Below are 19,919 nucleotides of genomic sequence, written 5' to 3'. Positions count from 1 at the left end.
GATTCGCGAGGGTAAGGGCTGTGGTCAATTGCAAAATAAAAGGCTCTAAGTATGGGGACTTAGAGCCTTTATAAGCCATCTGTTGGATCGTTCAACCGATCATTTATCTCTTAACTGATCGGCATTAAGCTCAGGCTGCCTTTTTCAGTTTAAGCTGCGATTTTCTCTCACAACTTTGTAAGCGATCAGCCATACCGTAGAAAGAAAGTGGATTAAAAACTTGCTGGTTTTTGTGTTTTGTTTCTATATTTCATAGAGATATGGATGTGCTCAAATAGTGGTCTTTCCAAAGTGTGAGGTATCACCTGTTTTGGCACCGGCTTATGCGTAAACTTATTTATGTCGACAGGATAACGACATGGAAAGGGATAATCAGGACGATTACGCAGGGCTGCGGTTAGGATTCAAACGGATTTAGGCTTGGAAAGCCTTAGAAACCAGGACGTTGTGTTGTCAGGATGGCATTCAGTGTGACGGATTCACACTCAGTATGGACACCTTCAGGACGAAGGAAGGACACACACCAGGACGGTGATGACGACAGGACGTTGCGAGTGAATACTCGAATAAAAACGGCAGGATGCCCAAGCACAAACGGAAAATTGTTCACCGGGATGTGGTATTACTGTTAGGGATGAAAACGGTAAATCCGTTCATTAGAACGCTATAGAGCGACAGGCTGTGCCTGTCGCTTTTTTCTTATTCAGCTTTCTGTTACATTTCCGCCATTCAAATTGGTGCAGAAATCCCCAATAACTCTGTGTCACTGACTCTTGATTGAGCGTGGCAAGGGCAGAGTGCGCGCCTTGATCACCACCTTCTCTGGCATCAACAGGTACGGAAATTGAAAGACGAACACGCCTTAACTTGCCCGCTTTGTCAGTCGGCGACGGTTTCATTCTTCGAGCAGGATAAACGGCGGCAGTATTTCCGTTGCGGAACATGCGCACTGGTTTTTGCCGATCCGGCGTGTCTTTTGCCACCTGAAGAAGAAAAAGCGGTCTATGACAAGCACGAAAATGTGGTTGAAGACCAAGGTTACCGTCAGTTCCTGGGCCGTCTCGCGACACCGCTTATGGAAAAAATGGGTTCTTCAGGCTTGCAGGGGTTAGACTTTGGGTGTGGTCCCGGGCCTGCGCTGGCAGCCATGCTGAGCGAAGCGAGTCATGAAATGGCAGTGTACGATCCCTATTTTGCGCCCAATATCAGCGCACTGGAGCGAACCTACGATTTTGTTACCTGCACCGAAGCGATTGAACACTTTTATATGCCTCACAGGGAATGGAGACAATTACTGAGTCTGGTGAAACCCGGTGGCTGGTTAGCCATCATGACCAAACTCGTTATCGATGCCGATGCTTTCAAGAGCTGGCATTACAAAAATGACCCAACCCACGTGAGTTTTTTCAGTCGCGAAACGTTCAGGTTTTTAGCCGAACGTGATGGTCTTGACGTGGACTTTGTTGGTAACGACGTAATTTTACTGAGGAAGAAAAACGAATGACCCGCAAGAAAAAAGGCCGCAAAGTTGGCTCTGAAGGTCCAGCGCAATATAACGACAAGTCACTGAACAAAGATGACATTGCCGCGCTGGCGCGTAAGCGTAAAAACAAGCGCAAGGGCCTGAAAGCAGGCTCCCGCCACTCTGAAGGCAAAACCGAGCAGCAGCGTCAGGCACAGGCGCAGCGTGACCCACGTCTGGGCAGTAAGAAACCTGTTGCGCTGGTTGTGGAAGCCAAGCCGCATCCAAAATCTGCAGAAGCGAAGAAGGCCCGTCGCCTGAGCGCTGCGCAGGAGCTGGAGATGCTGGAAAATGATGCGCAATTGAATGTGTTGCTGGATCGTCTCGAAAACGGCGAGAAACTGGGTGCTGGCCTGCAGCAGTACGTGGATCAGAAACTGGATCGCATCGAAGCGCTGATGAAGCAGCTTGGCTTGTTTGAAGAAGACCAGCCAGAGCAAGAGGCACCGAAGAAAAACAAACGCCGTGGTGATGATGATCTGCTGGCGGAGTTTGAAAACTTCAAATTTGATCAGGAGTAAGTGTTGGAGACTCTTCCGATAGGTGTGTTGGCGCTGGGTGGTGCCATTATTCTCGGGTTGGCTGGCTATGCAGGCTGGTTGTTGGCGAAATTGCGTCAGCAGACCAAAATGCAGGAAAAGGCGATGAATGAAGCCATCAAGCAGCGTAACCTGAAAATCATTGAGAGTGTGGATGTGATTGCGATGGCGACCCTGCAAGAGCAGTGCGATTTGTCAGAAGCGGCCATCCGGTTATACATGATCATGGATCACCTTCAGGGAGACAAACGGGTCGATTTTCCGACCCGCTTTCCGGCACTGTACGAACTGTACGATGTTGTAAAAGACATGCCGCGTGGTGATGCTCGCAAGCAGATCGAAAAACGCGACCGTATGCGCTTCGACATGGAACGCATGAAAGCGGAGTCGCGCCTGCAACAGGCTATCCACACTGAACTGGAAGAAATTCTGGCGTTTACCGGTGCAAAAATGACGCCGGTTCGCACGCTGGCCAGCTGAGCGTGCAGTCAAGGTAAGATCTGAGCAACAGTTTTCCCGTCGCGCAGGCGGGATTAATTCATTAACAACCGAAGAGTGTGGCAAAATTGCCAGTTACAACACTGTTCGGTTGTTCATTTTTTGGCGGAACCACACATGTCTAAGCAGCAAATCATCTGGGATCAGGCGCTGATTGAGAAGTACAACTACTCAGGGCCACGCTACACCTCATACCCAACCGCACTGGAATTCCACGAGGTTTTCACCGCCGCGGAATTTGATATGGCGTGTACCCAGTACCCGGATCGCAATCTGTCGCTGTATGTGCACATCCCATTTTGTCACACGCTTTGCTACTACTGTGGTTGTAACAAGGTGATCACCCGCCACGCTCACAAAGCCGATCAGTATCTGGATGCGCTGGAGTTGGAAATCCGCCAGCGTGCTTACCTGTTGCATGATCGCAATGTCACCCAGTTGCATTGGGGCGGCGGTACACCCACTTTCCTGACCAAGGCACAAATCTCCCGGCTGATGAACCTGCTGCGTGAAGAGTTCCGCCTGTCACCGGATGCCGAGATCAGTATCGAAGTTGACCCGCGCGAGATTGAGCTGGATATGCTGGACCACCTGCGCAGTGAGGGCTTCAACCGCCTGAGCATCGGTGTTCAGGATTTCGATAAAACCGTGCAAAAAGCGGTGAACCGTGAGCAGGATGAAGCTTTCATCAAAGCCATGGTGGTACGCGCCAAAGAGCTGAGTTTCCGTTCAACCAACCTGGACTTGATTTACGGCCTGCCGCACCAGAATGAGGCGACCTTTGCCCAGACCCTGGAGCAGGTGATTGCTATGCAGCCAGGACGCCTGTCGGTGTTTAACTACGCCCACCTGCCACAGCTGTTTGCGGCGCAGCGTAAAATTAAAGAAGACACCTTACCGTCGCCGAAAGAAAAACTGGCCATGCTGGAGCAGACGATTAACACCCTGACTGGTGCCGGTTATCAGTTTATCGGGATGGATCACTTTGCCCTGCCAGACGATGAGCTGGCGGTAGCACAACGTGAAGGCAAACTGCATCGTAATTTCCAAGGGTACACTACCCAAGGCGATTGTGATTTGCTAGGGCTGGGTGTATCGGCGATTTCTATGATTGGTGATTGCTATGCGCAAAACCAGAAAGAGCTGAAAAAGTACTACCACCAAGTGGACGAGCAACGCCATGCGCTTTGGAAAGGGGTGATGCTGGATAGCGACGACATCCTGCGCCGTGAAGTGATCAAATCCCTGATTTGCAATTTCACCCTGGACAAGCGGGTGATTGAGCGTGAATTCGGTGTTGAGTTTGACCAGCACTTCAAAGAAGACCTGCAGTTGCTGCAGTGTTTTATCGACGATGAGCTGGTGGAAGTGACCGCTGATACCATCGAGGTAACCCTCAAAGGCCGCTTGCTGATCCGCAATATCTGCATGTGCTTTGATACTTACCTGCGTGACCGCGCCCGTCAACAGCAGTTCTCTCGCGTGATTTAAGCGCGAAAAGCACACCTGACGAATACGAAAAAAGCCGCAATGCGGCTTTTTTCTTGGCGTATTCCCTGTGGCTTTTAAGCGCCACTGCCGATGCTGACTACCGCCAGCACCACGGCCAACGCTGCCGCTGCCAGTTGACCTGGACCCGCAGCAACGATTTCATTCACAGTAAACAGTGCGTCGAACATGATGCGTCTCATCCGGCGTTGTTGGTTGATGTACTAAAGCGGCGCGATTGTAGCCGAACAGAGCACAAAAAAACACCGGCAATCGCCGGTGTTGAAAAGGTCATTCTCACCGCGGCGCGGGTGATTAGTTGCGTGCTGCTGCGTTCGCTTTCAGCGCTGCCTTTTCACTGTCGGACAGGAAAGCGATCTCAAGGCCATTGGCCTGAAGCTGGGTGATCTGCGCCTGTGTCAGGCCCGCAGCCGGCGCTGCCACTTCGTACTCGTGCGGCAGTTCAATCCCCGATACTGCCGGGTCATCCGTGTTCAGGGTTGCCAGAATCCCCTCAGCCAGGAACTGTTTCACCGGGTGGGTAGCCAGCGATTCAACCGTGCTGGTTTGCACGTTGGAGGTCAGGCAGGACTCAATACCGATGCGGTGCTTGGCCAGGTATTCCATCAGCGCAGGGTCTTCAATCGCTTTCACGCCATGGCCAATACGGGTTGCGCCCAGTTCATTGATCGCCTGCCACATGCTTTGTGCGCCAGCCGCCTCACCGGCGTGTACCGTGACATTCAGATCTGCTTTACGCACCTTGGCGAAGTGATCATTGAACTGATGGCCCGGTTGACCCAGTTCGTCACCGGCCAAATCGATGGCCACCAGGTGTTGCTTCAGTGCCAGCAGGGCATCGAGTTCCAGCATGCAAGCGTCAGTGCCAAAGGTGCGGCTCATAATGCCAATCAGGTTGGTTTTCACGCCAAAGTCGCGGCTGCCCGCCTGCACGCCATCAATCACGGCTTCCACCACACCTTGTACCGGCAGCTGGTGTTTCATTGCCATGTAGTAAGGGGAGAAACGCAGTTCAGCGTAATCAATGCGCGCATTAAGCGCATCTTCCACGTTTTCATACGCGACGCGGCGAACCGCATCCAGATCGCCCAGAACTGCGACGCCCCAATCCAGTTTTGTCAGGAAACCAACCAGATCCGGTTCGTTAGACATAACCTGAACGTGTGGACGCAGTGCGTCGATGGTTGTCGCCGGCAGCGCCATACCAAATTTCTGACCCAGATCCAGAATGGTGCTAATACGAATATTGCCATCAAGGTGACGGTGCAGATCCGTCAAAGGGAGGTGGGTTGCGATCATGTGAATATCCTTAAATCAACTTTTGGAGAGTATAAGGGCTATCGACAAGGTCGTCAGCAGGGCAGAAAAGCGAAACCGCCTAAAAAGGCGGTTTTGAAAAGTTTGTTTACCATTTTTGTTTAAATCGTGAACCTTTTGGGCGTTCTCACGGCATTTGCAGCTCTTTAAGCTTTCGGGTGAGGGTGTTGCGTCCCCAGCCGAGCAGTTTTGCCGCTTCCTGTTTATGGCCACGGGTGTGGTTCAACGCCTCGCGCAAAAGGATGCGCTCAAATTCCGGCAACGCTTCGCGCAGCAGGTTGTCGTCACCTTTGTCCAGTGATAACCGTGCCCATTGGGACAGCGCCTGTTGCCAGCTGTCACTGTCGCCGTCATTTTCCAGCGATTCCGGCTGCATCAGCTCCGGCGGTAAATCTTCCGGCAGCACTTCTTTGCCGCTGGCCATCACTGTCAGCCAGCGACAGGTATTTTCCAGCTGGCGTACGTTACCCGGCCAGGAGAGGCTGGCCATTAAATCGAGCGTGGTCGGGTGCAGGGATTTCACTTCAATGTCGAGTTCATCCGACGCGCGCTTGAGAAAATGTTTGGCGAGCTGGCCGATATCCTGGCGGCGTTCACGCAGCGGCGGCAGGTGCACACGGATCACATTCAGGCGGTGGAATAAATCTTCCCGGAAGCTGCCGTCAGCCACCAGTTTTTCCAGGTTCTGGTGGGTTGCTGCGATGATGCGTACATCCACTTTGATCGCCTGGTGACCGCCGACACGGTAGAACTGGCCATCCGCCAGTACCCGAAGCAGGCGGGTTTGGATATCCAGAGGCATGTCACCGATTTCATCCAGAAACAGGGTGCCGCCGTTGGCCTGTTCGAAACGGCCCTGACGGACACTGTTGGCACCGGTAAACGCGCCTTTTTCGTGACCAAACAGTTCAGATTCAATCAGGTCTTTGGGGATCGCCGCCATGTTGAGGGCGATAAAGGAATTGGTCGCACGTGGGCTGTGGCGGTGCAGGGCGTGGGCAACCAGCTCTTTACCTGTCCCTGATTCCCCATTGATCAGCACGGAAATTGAGGAGCGGGAAAGGCGGCCAATGGCGCGGAACACCTCCTGCATGGAGGGCGCTTCACCGATAATTTCCGGCGCACGCTCCACGGTTTCTTTGGGCACGCGCTGGCGCTTTTGTTCCTGGCTGTGTGCCACGGCGCGCTCTACTAATGCCACAGCCTCATCGATATCAAACGGCTTTGGCAGGTATTCAAATGCCCCTTTCTGGTAGGCGCTGACCGCGGCATCCAAATCGGAGTGCGCGGTCATGATGATCACCGGCAGGGTCGGGTATTCCGACTGCAGGCGGTTTAGCAGGGCAAAGCCGTCTGTGCCCGGCATGCGGATATCGGACACCAGAACATCCGGTACTTCGCGGTGCAGTGCTTCGAGCACGCTGTCGGCGTCGGCAAAGGTTTCGCATGCCAGCCCGGCAGCGCCAAGTGTTCGCTCGAGCACCCAGCGGATTGAGCTGTCGTCATCAACGACCCAGATTAGTCCTTTGCTCATAATCTCCCCTTAGCGTCGAATGGGTAGCAAAATGGTGAATGTGGTACTGCCCGGCCAGCTGTTGACCAGTACTTTGCCCTGGTGCTGGTCGATAAGGTTCCGGGTGATAGAAAGTCCAAGCCCGGTGCCACCTGCCCGGCCGGATACCATGGGGTAGAACAGGGTGTCCTGAAGCTCTGGCGCAATTCCTGGCCCGTTATCAATCACATCAATACGTGCGGCAAGGCGGTGACGTTTTCCGTTTATAACCACCTGGTGTTCGGTGCGGGTACGCAGGGTAATTTCCGGGTTGGGTGTATCCGCCAGAATCTGGGCGGCATTGTTAACCACGTTGAGAATAGCCTGCTCCATCTGCTCCGGATCCATCTCGATATCCGGCAGGCTCGGGTCGTAATCACGTGTTACGTGCACATGGTAGCCAAGCTCCACCAACTGGCGCACTTTCTCGATCACCACATGAATGTTTTCCTGCTGGCGGTGCCCCGGCTTCTGTGGCCCCAACAGGCGGTCTACCAGGTTGCGCAGGCGATCGGCCTGTTCAATGATGATGCGGGTGTATTCACCCAGACTTGGGTCGGGCAACATCTTTTCCAGAAGCTGCGCCGCACCGCGCAGTCCACCCAGCGGGTTTTTAATCTCGTGGGCCAGGCCGCGAACCAACTCTTTTGCCGCCTGCTGCTGCGCCTGTTGCTGAAGCTCACGGCTGATCTGTTGCTGGTGACCAATGGCTTTGAGTTCAATCAACATGGAGGGGCTTCGCGCCCACATCAGTGGGCTAGCGCTCAACTCAACCTTACGCTGATTGCCATCGACCACCAGAGTGACATCGCTGTCTGTCAGGCTTTGTCCGCTGTCGAGGGTGGCTTTTACCAGTTCCAGATCGACCGAGCAGTGTTGCACCAGTTCGGTGAGGGGATGTTCCCGCAAGCGGCGTTCGCTGAGGCAGAACAGTTGCTCTGCTGCCGGGTTGGCGTAAGTCACCATCAACTCCTGGTCGAGGACCAGAACGGCGGTGATCAGGTTATCCATGACGGTTTCAGTCAACGAGGCCACATCAGCTTCCTATTGTTTGCACCATAGTGGTGCATTGAAGTTTACCTTATCGTGCATATTGGCGCAGCGTCAGCGGGAGGATTTCTTCGCGGCGTGCGCCCTTTATGCCTCAGGCTGTGTTAAAGCGGGGTTGGTTTCCCAGCGGGCGGGGCTTTGTGTTGGATTGCCCGGTGCAAGAACACAGTGATTGAAGGGGATGCTGCAATTACCTTGCCATTTTGTAGCAGTTGCACCTTTATGGTGTGGCTGCCACGGTCGACGTTGCTGAGAGACAGGGAGGATGACTTTTTGGCTGCCTGTGCTTTACCGTCAATCACTGCCCTGACAGACTGGTCTTTACCCAGAGGCAGATCCGTCGCGATTTTCAAGGTGATATCGCCCTGATTATTGCGCAGAGTAGCATCATCAGCGGGGGAAAGGAGTTTGATGGTGCTTGCAAGCGCAGGTTCGGGCGGGGAAAGCGGCGATGGCGGAGTGTCCGGGGAGTCCGGCATCAGTTGGTTGTCTGGCTGCGACGGCAATTGCAGCGGGCTGATATCGACCTCTATCTCCAGGCTGACCTCTGGCGGCGAGTCACTGAAATGGAGCGTCCCTTTCTCATCCACCCAGCGGTAATATTCGCCAGCGGCTGCGACGTTTGTCATTGCACCAAAAAGGAGCAGCGAAAGGATTGTCGAGCGTTGCATGAAAATTCCTTGTGGTTTCCGGCGTGAGTGCCAACGGAACCATTCTGCGCCCGGCGAAAATACAGACAACAAAAAAAGGGCTCGCCTGTGAGCGAGCCCATTGATTTTCAGTGTTATTTCGTGAATTACACTGAGTAATACAGTTCAAATTCCAGTGGGTGAACCGCAGTGTTCACGCGCTCTACGTCCTGAGATTTCAGAGCGATGTAAGAATCGATGAAATCGTCAGAGAATACGCCGCCTGCAGTCAGGAATTCGCGGTCATCGCTCAGGCACTCCAGCGCTTGCTTCAGCGATTCTGCTACTTTTGGAATCTCTGCAGCTTCTTCTGCTGGCAGGTCGTACAGGTCTTTGTCCATTGCATCGCCAGGGTGGATCTTGTTCTTGATACCGTCAAGACCCGCCATCAGCATGGCTGCAAACGCCAGGTATGGGTTCGCTGCTGGATCGCCGAAGCGAACTTCGATACGGCGTGCTTTTGGGCTTGGTACCACTGGGATACGGATAGACGCTGAACGGTTACGTGCAGAGTATGCCAGCATAACTGGTGCTTCGAAGTGAGGAACCAGACGCTTGTAAGAGTTGGTTGATGGGTTAGCAAAGGCGTTGATCGCACGTGCGTGCTTGATGATACCGCCGATGTAGTACAGTGCTGTCTCAGACAGGCCGCCGTACTTGTCGCCTGCAAACAGGTTAACGCCGTCTTTCGCCAGAGACTGGTGAACGTGCATACCTGAGCCGTTGTCACCAACCAGTGGTTTAGGCATGAAAGTCGCTGTCTTACCGAACGCGTGTGCCACGTTGTGAACAACGTACTTGTAGATTTGGATTTCGTCCGCTTTGGTGGTCAGGGTGTTGAAACGGGTTGCGATTTCGTTCTGACCAGCCGTTGCTACTTCGTGGTGGTGCGCTTCTACAACCAGACCCATCTCTTCCATAACCAGACACATTGCTGAACGGATGTCTTGTGATGAATCAACCGGTGCTACCGGGAAGTAACCGCCTTTCACGCCAGGACGGTGACCTTTGTTACCGCCTTCGTAATCAGAACCTGTGTTCCATGCTGCTTCCACGTCATCGATCTTGAAGAAAGAACCTGACATGTCAGTCGAGAACTTCACGTCGTCGAATAGGAAGAATTCTGGCTCTGGACCAATCAGAACGGTGTCTGCAATGCCGGTAGAGCGCATGTAGTCTTCAGCGCGTTTTGCGATTGAGCGTGGGTCACGGTCGTAACCTTGCATGGTTGCCGGCTCAAGGATGTCACAGCGGATGTTCAGGGTCGCATCTTCAGTGAATGGGTCGAGAACCGCAGAAGATGCGTCAGGCATCATCACCATGTCTGACTCGTTAATACCTTTCCAACCTGCAACAGACGAACCATCGAACATCTTGCCGTCTTCAAAGAAGTCCGCGTCGATTTGGTGCGCTGGGATAGAAATATGCTGCTCTTTACCTTTGGTATCGGTGAAGCGCAGGTCAACAAACTTAACTTCGTGCTCTTGGATTAAGGCGAGTACGTTTTCTACTGACATGTGAATAAACCTCCGGTGTCATTGTTCTCTAACTTGGCGAAGTGGCGTCGTGCGCTCCACCAAAAAGTGGGTCTGGCTCCACTAAAGCGAAAAGTGTGCCAAGTTTTAAATCCCAGTCATTCCCTGTGTTTAGGTGATGATGACGCTGATTTTTGTGATCTTTCGATCAATCTTGGTGCGCGTCCGCACCAACATGGTGCAATGGAAGGATTGCGTGCCAATCAATTCATTCAGCAGTGGTTGAAGGTTGTTGTCAACGGCAGAAATCACTCGGCGTGAAGACAATCTCTGAGCTGTGACTTGGATCGAAAGAGTGCGGTTGGCCGTTGTGGCCACCAAAAAATATTTTGCTGCTATATTTTGGTGTTTTCCTTGCCCATTTGTGGCGCAGGATTCGCCCACTGTCAGGGCAAATCAACGGGTTGAGGGAAGTGCGAAGCGGCGAAATCGCCCTCCATTATCAATCCCTGCGAAATATAAATTGATCCTGAGTCACATATTTCGTGGGTTTTCAATAAAAATCTGGTAAATTACGGCCGTTTTTTTAATCAAGTGGCGGTGAGCGCTTTCAGTCTGAAAGGGCTGATGGCTTTTGGCGACACATCTTTTTTGAGTGAAAGAGAACCCATGTCTACTGTACAGATAGATAAACTGAGAAATATCGCGATCATCGCGCACGTTGACCACGGCAAAACTACCCTGGTTGACAAACTGCTTCAGCAGTCTGGCACCCTGGAAACCCGTGGCGAGCACGAAGAACGCGTCATGGACTCGAACGACATCGAGAAAGAGCGTGGCATTACCATTCTGGCGAAAAACACCGCTATCAACTGGAATGATTACCGCATCAACATCGTTGACACCCCGGGACACGCAGACTTCGGTGGTGAAGTAGAGCGTATCATGTCAATGGTTGACTCTGTTCTGCTGATCGTTGACGCGGTTGACGGCCCAATGCCTCAAACCCGTTTCGTAACGCAAAAAGCGTTTGCGCACGGCCTGAAGCCAATCGTTGTTATCAACAAAATCGACCGCCCTGGCGCGCGTCCTGACTGGGTTATGGATCAAGTATTTGACCTGTTTGACAACCTGGGTGCGACCGACGAGCAGTTGGACTTCCAAGTGGTTTACGCATCAGCACTGAACGGCTGGGCGACACTGGAAGAAGGCGAGACTGGCGACAACATGGAACCACTGTTCCAGGCGATCGTTGACAACGTATCTGCACCAGAAGTTGATGTTAACGGCTCTCTGCAAATGCAGATCTCTCAGCTGGATTACAGCTCTTACGTAGGTGTTATCGGTGTTGGCCGTGTAACCCGTGGTTCTGTTAAGCCTAACCAACAAGTGACTATCGTTGGTGCTGACGGCAAAACCCGTAACGGTAAAGTAGGTACGGTATTGGGTTACCTGGGTCTGGAGCGTCACGACGTTGACTCTGCAGCGGCAGGTGACATTGTTGCAATCACAGGTCTGGGTGAGCTGAAAATCTCTGACACCATCTGTGACGTAAACTGCGTTGAAGCGCTGCCAGCGCTGTCAGTTGACGAACCAACCGTAACCATGACCTTCCAGGTGAACACCTCTCCGTTTGCAGGTAAAGAAGGTAAGTACGTTACTTCACGTAACATCCTTGAGCGTCTGCAGAAAGAGCTGGTACACAACGTTGCACTGCGCGTTGAAGAAACTGAAGACCCGGACAAATTCCGCGTTTCAGGCCGTGGTGAACTGCACCTGTCAATCCTGATCGAAAACATGCGTCGTGAAGGCTTCGAGCTTGCTGTATCTCGTCCTGAAGTAATCATCAAGGAAGAGAACGGCCAGCTGATGGAACCGTTTGAAACCGTGACCATCGACGTGCAGGAAGAGCACCAGGGCGGCATCATGGAGAAAATCGGTCTGCGTAAAGGTGAACTGCGCGACATGTCTCCAGACGGTAAAGGCCGTGTTCGTATGGACTTCATCATGCCATCTCGTGGCCTGATCGGCTTCCAGACTGAGTTCATGACCCTGACTTCAGGTTCTGGCCTGATGTACCACACGTTTGACCACTACGGCCCACACAAAGGCGGTAACATCGGTCAGCGTAACAACGGTGTACTGATTGCGAACGCAACCGGTAAAGCCTTGACTAACGCCCTGTTCAACCTGCAGGAGCGCGGTCGTCTGTTCATCGGTCACGGTGTTGAAGTTTACGAAGGTATGGTTATCGGTATCCACAGCCGTGACAACGACCTGACTGTAAACGCGCTGAAAGGTAAGCAACTGACCAACGTTCGCGCATCAGGTACTGATGACGCGCAGGTGCTGACCACGCCAATCAAGTACACCCTTGAGCAGGCGCTGGAATTCATCGATGACGACGAACTGGTAGAAGTAACCCCAGAAAGCATCCGTATCCGTAAGAAACTGCTGACGGAAACTGATCGTAAACGCGCAAGCCGCGGCAGCAAGTAAGTTTTACTGACGCTGTAAGAAAAAGCCTCCGCACTGCGGAGGCTTTTTTGTATCTATTGGATGGTGGTTAGCGGGCGAAGCGGTTGTAGAGAAACAGCAGGATCAGCGCACCCACCGTTGCCATTACAATACTGCCAATACTCAAGCCACCTGTGGTGCCAATACCCAGCAGAGTGCTTACCCAGCCACCAACGACCGCACCGGCGATACCGAGCAGGGTCGTCATGATAAAGCCGCCGCCATCTTTGCCGGGCATGATCCACTTAGCCAGAATACCGGCGAGCAGCCCCAGAATAATCCATGAGATAATGCTCATGCGTTCTCCTCCGTGTTGAGAGACGGTGTCATACCGTTGAATGCAGGCACGAATTTGCCTGAGCCAACATTAAGTGAATTTGTCTCACACGGTGTGACTCACATTAGAGAATCCTGTAAGACACTATCTGTTCAGGGTCGCGAGGAAACGATCTGACTCCGCAATCGCAACTTTCATGTCTTTGATGGCACGATTGATTTCACGCTCCAGACCGGCAAACTCACTTTTCAGTGAGCCAATGGCCGCTGCATTGAGGTTGTGTTTAAGGTACAAGGTGTTATCACGCAAGGTATTGAGCACCGGAGTCATCTTGCTCTCCGCTTTTTTCATGGCGGCCAGCATTTGGGAATAACTGCGCTCGGTTTCCTTTAGTTTTCTTTCGCTGTCCCGGCGCAGGGAAGCGCTGGTGTACAAATCCAGCTCATCGCGCCATTCATCAAACAGGGCATCAGACACATCCTCGACAGCGCCAATCCGATCCCGGACATTTTCCACCGCTTCTTCACTGTCGAGGTATTGTTCGTTGATGGTGTCGTACATAGTTTGCAACTCACCGCCATCAAACTGGGTTAAGGTACTCAGGGCTTCCAGTGCACTGGTAAATTGCTCGCTGGCCTCTTCCTGGGCCTCTGAGGCTGCTTCAACGCGGTCAGTCATAATGTCTCGCTTGTGAATGCCTACCTGCTCCATAGTGGCATAATAGGCGGACTGGCACCCTGTCAGGGTGAAGATAAGCAGCAGGGAAGAAATAATACGCACGGTAAACTCCTTGTTACGACGTAGGATTGCCAAGCAAATGAAAGCCACTTGGGTATATGATTAATTTTCTCGATTAAAACTATGGATGAAGCTTTGGAACGACTCAAGCAAACTGTGTCCCGTACCGGGCAATTGACGTTTACTTTTGCGCGGCATTTGGTTCGCCGTGTCATTCACGATCGCCTGACTGTGACTGCCGGTTACATGGCCTATGTCACCTTGCTTTCCCTGGTTCCGCTGATCACCGTCGTGTTGTCAGCGCTCTCGCTCATTCCCGGTTTTGCGGAAGCAGGGGATCAAATCCGTTCTTTTGTCCTGCACAATTTTGTGCCCGCCTCGGGCGATGCACTGGAGCAGTATCTCAACCAGTTTGTCGCTAATGCCGGCAAAATGACAGCCGTGGGTGTCGCCTTTCTGTTTGTGGTAGCCCTGATGCTGATTTCGGCTATCGACAAGAGTCTTAACTACATCTGGCGGGTGCGCCACAAGCGCGCGCTGGTGGTCTCTTTTTCCATTTACTGGATGGTATTGACCTTGGGGCCGGTGCTGGTGGGAAGCAGTCTGGGTGTCAGCTCCTACCTGGGCTCCCTCAATTTGCTCAACATAGAGGGGGCAGATGTATGGGCGCCGGCATTATTGAAGCTTCTGCCGTTTGTCCTGACATCGCTGGCTTTCCTGGGGTTGTATACCCTGGTGCCGAACTGCCAAGTGAGTTTGGGTCATGCCTTTATTGGCGCTGTGACTGCCAGCATACTGTTTGAATTCAGCAAAAAGGGCTTTGCCTTTTACGCCACCAACTTTCCGTCTTATGAACTGATATACGGCGCGCTGGCAGTGGTGCCGCTGCTGTTTGTCTGGGTCTACCTCAGCTGGTGCATCGTATTGGTAGGTGCAGAAGTGACTGCGGCGCTCGGCGAGCGCAAGATGTGGGATCTGGTGGCGGTCGACAAAAAAGAACAACTTACTGATAATTAAGATGATAAGAAAGGAGCTGCTATGATTGCGCTTATCCAGCGAGTAAGCGAAGCCAATGTGGTGGTCGATGGCAAAGCCGTCGGTGCGATTGGCAAAGGGTTGTTGGTACTGCTGGGTGTGGAAAAAGGCGATGACGACAAAAAGGCGCATCGGCTGCATGAGAAAGTGCTGGGCTACCGTATTTTCGAGGACGAAAACGGCAAGATGAACCTTAATGTCCAGCAGGCTGGCGGTGACGTGCTGGTGGTTTCCCAGTTCACCCTGGCGGCGGACACCAACAAAGGCATGCGCCCGAGCTTCAATGGCGCGCCTCCGGCAGAAGCGGATCGTTTGTATCAACTGTTTTCGCACTATTGCCGTGAATCCGGTGTCAAAACTGAAAATGGCATTTTTGCCGCAGACATGAAAGTCAGCCTGGTGAATGATGGCCCGGTAACCTTCTGGTTGCAGGTCTGACAGCCAAGGCGGGCTTACAAGGAGAAAGGGATGTTTCGACTGATCACGCCCACCACGGATGAAGAGCTTCAGGCGTATTTTTACTTTCGCTGGAAGATGCTGCGTGAGCCTTGGCGGATGCCGGAAGGTTCAGAGCGCGATGCCTATGATGTGGCCGCGCATCACCGGATGATTATTGACGCCAAGGGCGATCCCGTGGCGGCAGGGCGGCTCTATCTGACCCCGGATAACGATGGTCAGATCCGTTATATGGCCGTGGCACCTCAATACCGTGAACGTGGTCTGGGCGCCCTTATTCTGATGACGCTGGAATCCCTGGCGCGTCAGGAAGGGGCAAAACGGCTGGTCTGTAATGCCCGCGAAGATGCCATTGGCTTTTACAGCGCCAATGGTTTTGTCAATCAGGGGGCGCTCAGTGAAGAGCGTGGCCCTGTACGTCACCAGCAAATGCTTAAACCGTTGGATTTAATGTCTGACGTGGTGCGCCGCCCGGAATGGTGTCAGGAGCTTCAGCAACGCTGGAAACAGCAAATTCCTATCAGTGACAAAATGGGGGTACGGATCTCCCAGTTCACCGGTTACCGTTTTGAAGTGAGCGCTCTGCTCAATGCCAATCTTAATCCCCATGACTCCATGTTTGCAGGCAGTGTCTTCAGTATGGCAACGCTGGCAGGGTGGGGCATGGTGTGGCTGTTGATGAAAGAGCGGCAACTTTCGGCAAGTATTGTGCTGGCTGACAGCCATATTCGTTACCGTAAGCCTGTGGTCTCACGGCCGCGTGCTGCGGTGTCTCTCGACAGCCTGAGTGGCGATCTTGATCGCTTAGCCAGTGGCCGCAGGGCGCGGGTAAAAATGGAAGTGACCATTTACAGCGGTGAGGAGGAAGCCGGCACCTTCAGTGGTACCTATGTGCTGATGCCGGAAAAAGCAGTCAAGCCAGATGCTATGCAGTTGCAGACCCGACTTTTCGGGTAGGGCAACCTCGCCCCACCAAACTCACCGTTTATCCAGCCCAAGACTCCCCTCGCCGGTAACTAAATCCCATTGTCCGGAGAGGGAGAATTGCCGGTTTTCCTGACGGATAGTGACCGGTTGCAGTGAAATACGCCCCCGATCTGCGTTCACCTTGATATCCCCCACCGCCAGTAATGACGCATCTGTCATCGGTGGTTGGCTTGCTGTGAACAGGCTGGTCAGGCTTTGTGCCAGGGGCTGCTGCGCCGGCGCGAGCAACAGGGTTCGCTGGGGCTGGGCTGAAAGCGTGCCTGTCAGGCTGTAGGCAAAGCTGTCTTTGTCTGCCCCCAGTCCTGACAGGGAGACGTTGATGTCGTGCTCACCACTCAGTGGCAGCGAAGCCATCAGCCATTGGCGGTAAATGTCTGTGGGGATGCTCAAGCCGTCAACAGACAAAGTCCAGGGATGGCTGGGGTTGGTGAGGTTGAGGGTTGCCCTGGCTTCGAGTTGACCCGTCTGGAAGGAGAGATTCAGGGGATCCATCCGCCATACACCGTTTTCTACGCGCATGGCCGCATAGGGGCTCGATACCGGAATGCGGTTGATACTGGCCGCGGCGGCGCTCGCAGTCAGTGTGCCTTGCCACATGCCGTTCAGTCCTTCCTGGCGCAGTGTCAGTTGCTCTCCATCCAAATTCAGACCGGCGATGAGCAAGGGAAACTCAGGATCGGCCAATGTGATGCCAGTATGGCGAACCGAGACCTCTTCCACGGTGATAGTGTTCAACACGCTCCACTGTCCCTGTGCGGTTGCCAGCATGTCGCTGGACATATCGATATCCAGTCCGCTCAGGGTCAGGTTGCGAAGGGCGAGTGTGCCGCTGTCGAGTTTGCCGGAAACGGAGACAAACCCCTCGTCGTTGATTTTGGTGGAAAAGGCGCTGACATCAATCATAGAAGGGGAGAGGGCAATATCGGCCAGTACATCCGTCAGAACCCAGGGCGCACGGTGGATCAGGCTGGCATTGAAGGAAAGCAGGGAGCGGATATCACGGGGTGCCCACACCAGTTCGCCATTTTTCAGGTATACCGATTGCGCAGAAAGGTTGAGGTGTTCGACGGTTAATCCGGGCAGCGAAGCACTGATGTCCAACAGGTCAAAGCGTCGCAGGGCAATATCCAGTGACGGGCTGACAGTTGCCCATTGGTTAATCAGCCTGTCCAGGCTGTCGCTGGGTTCAATGCGGGCATCACTGAGTGTCAGCTGATGCAATGTCCAGCGCGCACTCTCCTGTGTGGCACTGCCAGTCACGTTGCCAAAAGGGCTGTTAAAAGAAAGTCCCCACACTTCCCATTTGTCGCCGATAAACTCGCTGTCAAGTAACAGGTTGGTCAACGGCTGGCCGTCAATGTCGGCCCGGGGGGCAGAAAACAGGAATTCTCCTTGCCACTCACCCCAGGGTTTCTCACTGTTTTTCCAGTCAGACAATTGAATGTCTGCATTTCCAAAGCGCAGAAATTTGCCCTGATAGCTTACGCCGTCCATTGCCAGGTGTTTGATAAACAGGGAATCAGGCAGGTGGTTCTGAACATCTTCGCTGAGAGAAGCGTCGCGTACTACCACATTGTTGAGCGAGAGCGTACCGAGCAGGGTGTCGAACAATGACAGGTTCAGCGAAAGGTATTCTGCGCTGAGGGAGTTGGCATCATTGTCCTTTTGCGTCAGCTGCGGTGAGGTGATCGTCAGGGAGAAAGGCGAAAGTACATCGTATTCGAGTTTCTCTGCCTGAAAGCGGTACGGCGTGACTTTGTCCACTGTTGAGGTCGCCAGTGGCAAGCCATAGTCGGTACTGAGCACGGTTAAGAATGTACCCAGGGTAACCAGGAGCAGGATCACGAGCGAGGCAATCAGCTTGGCAAGCAAACGCATGTGGCAACTTCTCTCTTCAACGGTTTCGCCATGATGTGCGGGTGATAATGAGGTTGGCGTAAAAAATACAGTTATTCAAGCAGTAACCCCTGAAGCCGTTGGGGAATGCTGGCTTTTTGAGAGCTTGGCGCGATTTCACAGAAAGAAAAGAGCCTCCACAGGGGAGGCTCACAATGATGGGGTCTTGCGTTTATCAGTCCAGCTGAGGACCGGCTTTGACCAGTGCTTCACCTTCCGGTGTGTCAGTGTATTTGTCAAAGTTCTTGATAAAGCGCTGCGCCAGATCTTCGGCCTTGCTTTCCCACTGCAGTGGGTCGACATAGGTGTCACGTGGATCAAGGATATCTGGGTCAACATCATGCAGTGCAGTTGGCACTTCTAGGTTGAAGACAGGGATCACCTTGGTGTCGGCGTGATCGATAGACCCATCCAGGATGGCATCGATGATGGCGCGGGTATCTTTGATAGAGATACGTTTGCCTGTGCCGTTCCAGCCGGTGTTCACCAGATAAGCTTGTGCACCTACCGCTTCCATACGTTTCACCAGCACCTCCGCGTATTGGGTTGGGTGCAGGGTCAGGAACGCATTACCAAAACAGGCTGAGAAGGTTGGCGTTGGTTCAGTGATGCCACGTTCAGTACCGGCCAGTTTAGCCGTGAAGCCAGACAGGAAGTGGTACTTGGTTTGCTCTGGTGTCAGCTTAGAAACAGGAGGCAGTACGCCAAATGCGTCCGCTGACAGGAAGATAACCTTGTTTGCGTGGCCGCCTTTGGACACTGGCTTAACGATGTTTTCGATGTGGTAGATCGGGTAGGAAACGCGGGTGTTTTCCGTTTTCGAACCGTCATCGAAGTCGATAGAGCCGTCGTTGCGTACCGTCACGTTTTCCAGCAATGCATCGCGGCGGATGGCGTTGTAGATGTCTGGCTCAGCTTCTTTCGACAATTTGATGGTTTTTGCGTAGCAGCCACCTTCAAAGTTGAAGACGCCGTTGTCGTCCCAGCCGTGCTCATCGTCGCCGATCAGCTCACGTTTAGGATCTGTCGACAGGGTGGTTTTACCGGTTCCTGACAGGCCAAAGAACACGGCCACGTCGCCTTCTTTACCCATGTTGGCTGAACAGTGCATGGATGCAATGCCCTTCAGCGGCAGGAAGTAGTTCATCATCGCGAACATGCCTTTTTTCATCTCGCCGCCGTACCAGGTACCGCCGATGAGCTGCATGCGCTCGGTCAGGTTGAACACAGTGAAGTTTTCGGAGTTCAGACCATGCTCCTGCCACTTCTCGTTAACGCATTTCGCGCCATTCATGACCACAAAATCCGGCTCGAAGTTTTCCAGCTCTTCTTCAGTTGGGCGGATAAACATGTTCTTCACGAAGTGTGCCTGCCAGGCAACTTCAGTGATAACGCGGATGCTGAGGCGGGTGTCTGGGTTGGCACCGCAGTAACCGTCGATAACAAACAGGCGTTTGCCGGACAGTTGGCGGGTTACCAGATCTTTAAGATCATTCCAGACATTCTGGTCGATGGCTTTGTTGTCATTGGCGCCCTGATCTGACCACCATAGGGTATCTTTGGTGGTGTCATCGCGCACAATGTATTTGTCTTTAGGGGAACGGCCGGTGAAGATACCGGTGTCTACTGCAACGGCGCCGAGTTCGGTAACGGTACCGCGCTCATAACCTTCCAACCCCGGTTTGGTTTCCTCGATGAAGAGCTGTTCGTATGTAGGGTTACGAACAACCTCTGTAACATCGTGTAATCCGTGCTTTGACAAATCGATATTTTTCGCAACCTTTTTCTCGACGTTCATGACAGTCATAGGTGCTCCTTGGGTAAGATGTAAAGTAACTGTCGTCCATGCTAGCAACCTGAAC

At 53.0% G+C, this 19,919-nt stretch carries 17 protein-coding genes; 8 read left to right on the top strand and 9 right to left on the bottom strand.

Annotated features, from left to right (window positions below):
• Positions 1 to 844 precede the first annotated feature (844 nt).
• From KU854_RS22895 to hemN, 4 genes are all read left to right on the top strand, one after another.
• Positions 845 to 1,504 (top strand): class I SAM-dependent methyltransferase, encoded by a 660-nt coding sequence (locus tag KU854_RS22895; protein WP_218360593.1) that lies wholly within the window; start codon positions 845 to 847, stop codon positions 1,502 to 1,504.
• Positions 1,501 to 2,043: a Der GTPase-activating protein YihI gene (yihI, locus tag KU854_RS22890; protein WP_218360592.1), complete on the top strand. Its 543-nt coding sequence runs from the start codon at positions 1,501 to 1,503 to the stop codon at positions 2,041 to 2,043. The genes KU854_RS22895 and yihI overlap by 4 nt, the downstream gene beginning before the upstream one ends.
• Positions 2,044 to 2,541 (top strand): DUF2489 domain-containing protein, encoded by a 498-nt coding sequence (locus tag KU854_RS22885; RefSeq protein WP_218360591.1) that lies wholly within the window; start codon positions 2,044 to 2,046, stop codon positions 2,539 to 2,541.
• A 135-nt stretch (positions 2,542 to 2,676) separates the two neighbouring features.
• Positions 2,677 to 4,050: an oxygen-independent coproporphyrinogen III oxidase gene (gene hemN / locus KU854_RS22880; protein ID WP_218360590.1), complete on the top strand. Its 1,374-nt coding sequence runs from the start codon at positions 2,677 to 2,679 to the stop codon at positions 4,048 to 4,050.
• 312 nt (positions 4,051 to 4,362) lie between these two features.
• Here hemN and add read toward each other — a convergent pair whose 3' ends face one another.
• The 5 genes from add to glnA all read right to left on the bottom strand — a co-directional run bounded on the left by add (position 4,363) and on the right by glnA (position 10,193).
• Positions 4,363 to 5,367 carry an adenosine deaminase gene (gene add, locus KU854_RS22875; protein ID WP_218360589.1) on the bottom strand — a complete coding sequence of 335 codons (1,005 nt, stop codon included), beginning with the start codon at positions 5,365 to 5,367 and terminating at the stop codon, positions 4,363 to 4,365.
• A 145-nt stretch (positions 5,368 to 5,512) separates the two neighbouring features.
• Positions 5,513 to 6,919: a nitrogen regulation protein NR(I) gene (gene glnG, locus KU854_RS22870; RefSeq protein WP_218360588.1), complete on the bottom strand. Its 1,407-nt coding sequence runs from the start codon at positions 6,917 to 6,919 to the stop codon at positions 5,513 to 5,515.
• A 9-nt stretch (positions 6,920 to 6,928) separates the two neighbouring features.
• Positions 6,929 to 7,972 (bottom strand): nitrogen regulation protein NR(II), encoded by a 1,044-nt coding sequence (gene glnL, locus KU854_RS22865; protein WP_336245275.1) that lies wholly within the window; start codon positions 7,970 to 7,972, stop codon positions 6,929 to 6,931.
• A 119-nt stretch (positions 7,973 to 8,091) separates the two neighbouring features.
• Entirely contained in the window at positions 8,092 to 8,658 is a 567-nt protein-coding gene (locus KU854_RS22860) for a DUF4124 domain-containing protein (protein WP_218360587.1), read from the bottom strand.
• Positions 8,659 to 8,783: 125 nt separating this feature from the next.
• Complete coding sequence (gene glnA / locus KU854_RS22855; protein ID WP_218360586.1) at positions 8,784 to 10,193, bottom strand: glutamate--ammonia ligase; 1,410 nt, start codon at positions 10,191 to 10,193, stop codon at positions 8,784 to 8,786.
• 627 nt (positions 10,194 to 10,820) lie between these two features.
• Between glnA and typA the strand changes: the two genes are divergently transcribed.
• Positions 10,821 to 12,650 (top strand): translational GTPase TypA, encoded by a 1,830-nt coding sequence (gene typA, locus KU854_RS22850; protein WP_218360585.1) that lies wholly within the window; start codon positions 10,821 to 10,823, stop codon positions 12,648 to 12,650.
• A gap of 67 nt (positions 12,651 to 12,717) precedes the next feature.
• Here the strand turns inward: typA and KU854_RS22845 are convergent, their stop codons facing one another.
• Together KU854_RS22845 and KU854_RS22840 are read right to left on the bottom strand one after the other, a co-directional pair.
• Positions 12,718 to 12,966, bottom strand: a complete 249-nt coding sequence (locus tag KU854_RS22845; RefSeq protein WP_218360584.1) for a GlsB/YeaQ/YmgE family stress response membrane protein — start codon at positions 12,964 to 12,966, stop codon at positions 12,718 to 12,720.
• 123 nt (positions 12,967 to 13,089) lie between these two features.
• On the bottom strand, positions 13,090 to 13,725 hold the full coding sequence (locus KU854_RS22840) for a DUF2959 domain-containing protein (protein ID WP_336245274.1): 636 nt from the start codon (positions 13,723 to 13,725) through the stop codon (positions 13,090 to 13,092).
• A gap of 81 nt (positions 13,726 to 13,806) precedes the next feature.
• On the opposite strand from KU854_RS22840, the gene KU854_RS22835 reads away from it, so the two are divergent.
• From KU854_RS22835 to KU854_RS22825, 3 genes are read left to right on the top strand one after another with little or no spacing between them, the layout of a single operon-like run.
• Complete coding sequence (locus KU854_RS22835; RefSeq protein WP_218360583.1) at positions 13,807 to 14,700, top strand: virulence factor BrkB family protein; 894 nt, start codon at positions 13,807 to 13,809, stop codon at positions 14,698 to 14,700.
• A gap of 21 nt (positions 14,701 to 14,721) precedes the next feature.
• Entirely contained in the window at positions 14,722 to 15,156 is a 435-nt protein-coding gene (dtd, locus tag KU854_RS22830) for a D-aminoacyl-tRNA deacylase (RefSeq protein WP_218360582.1), read from the top strand.
• Positions 15,157 to 15,186: 30 nt separating this feature from the next.
• Complete coding sequence (locus KU854_RS22825; RefSeq protein ID WP_218360581.1) at positions 15,187 to 16,131, top strand: bifunctional GNAT family N-acetyltransferase/hotdog fold thioesterase; 945 nt, start codon at positions 15,187 to 15,189, stop codon at positions 16,129 to 16,131.
• 21 nt (positions 16,132 to 16,152) lie between these two features.
• Here the strand turns inward: KU854_RS22825 and KU854_RS22820 are convergent, their stop codons facing one another.
• Complete coding sequence (locus KU854_RS22820; protein WP_218360580.1) at positions 16,153 to 18,039, bottom strand: AsmA family protein; 1,887 nt, start codon at positions 18,037 to 18,039, stop codon at positions 16,153 to 16,155.
• A 193-nt stretch (positions 18,040 to 18,232) separates the two neighbouring features.
• Complete coding sequence (gene pckA / locus KU854_RS22815) at positions 18,233 to 19,864, bottom strand: phosphoenolpyruvate carboxykinase (ATP) (protein ID WP_218360579.1); 1,632 nt, start codon at positions 19,862 to 19,864, stop codon at positions 18,233 to 18,235.
• Between the last annotated feature and the right edge of the window lie 55 nt (positions 19,865 to 19,919).

Origin of the sequence: Enterovibrio paralichthyis (assembly GCF_019209835.1) — a bacterium.
Taxonomy (GTDB): domain Bacteria; phylum Pseudomonadota; class Gammaproteobacteria; order Enterobacterales; family Vibrionaceae; genus Enterovibrio; species Enterovibrio paralichthyis.
This window is presented reverse-complemented; position numbering and strand designations above follow the sequence as displayed.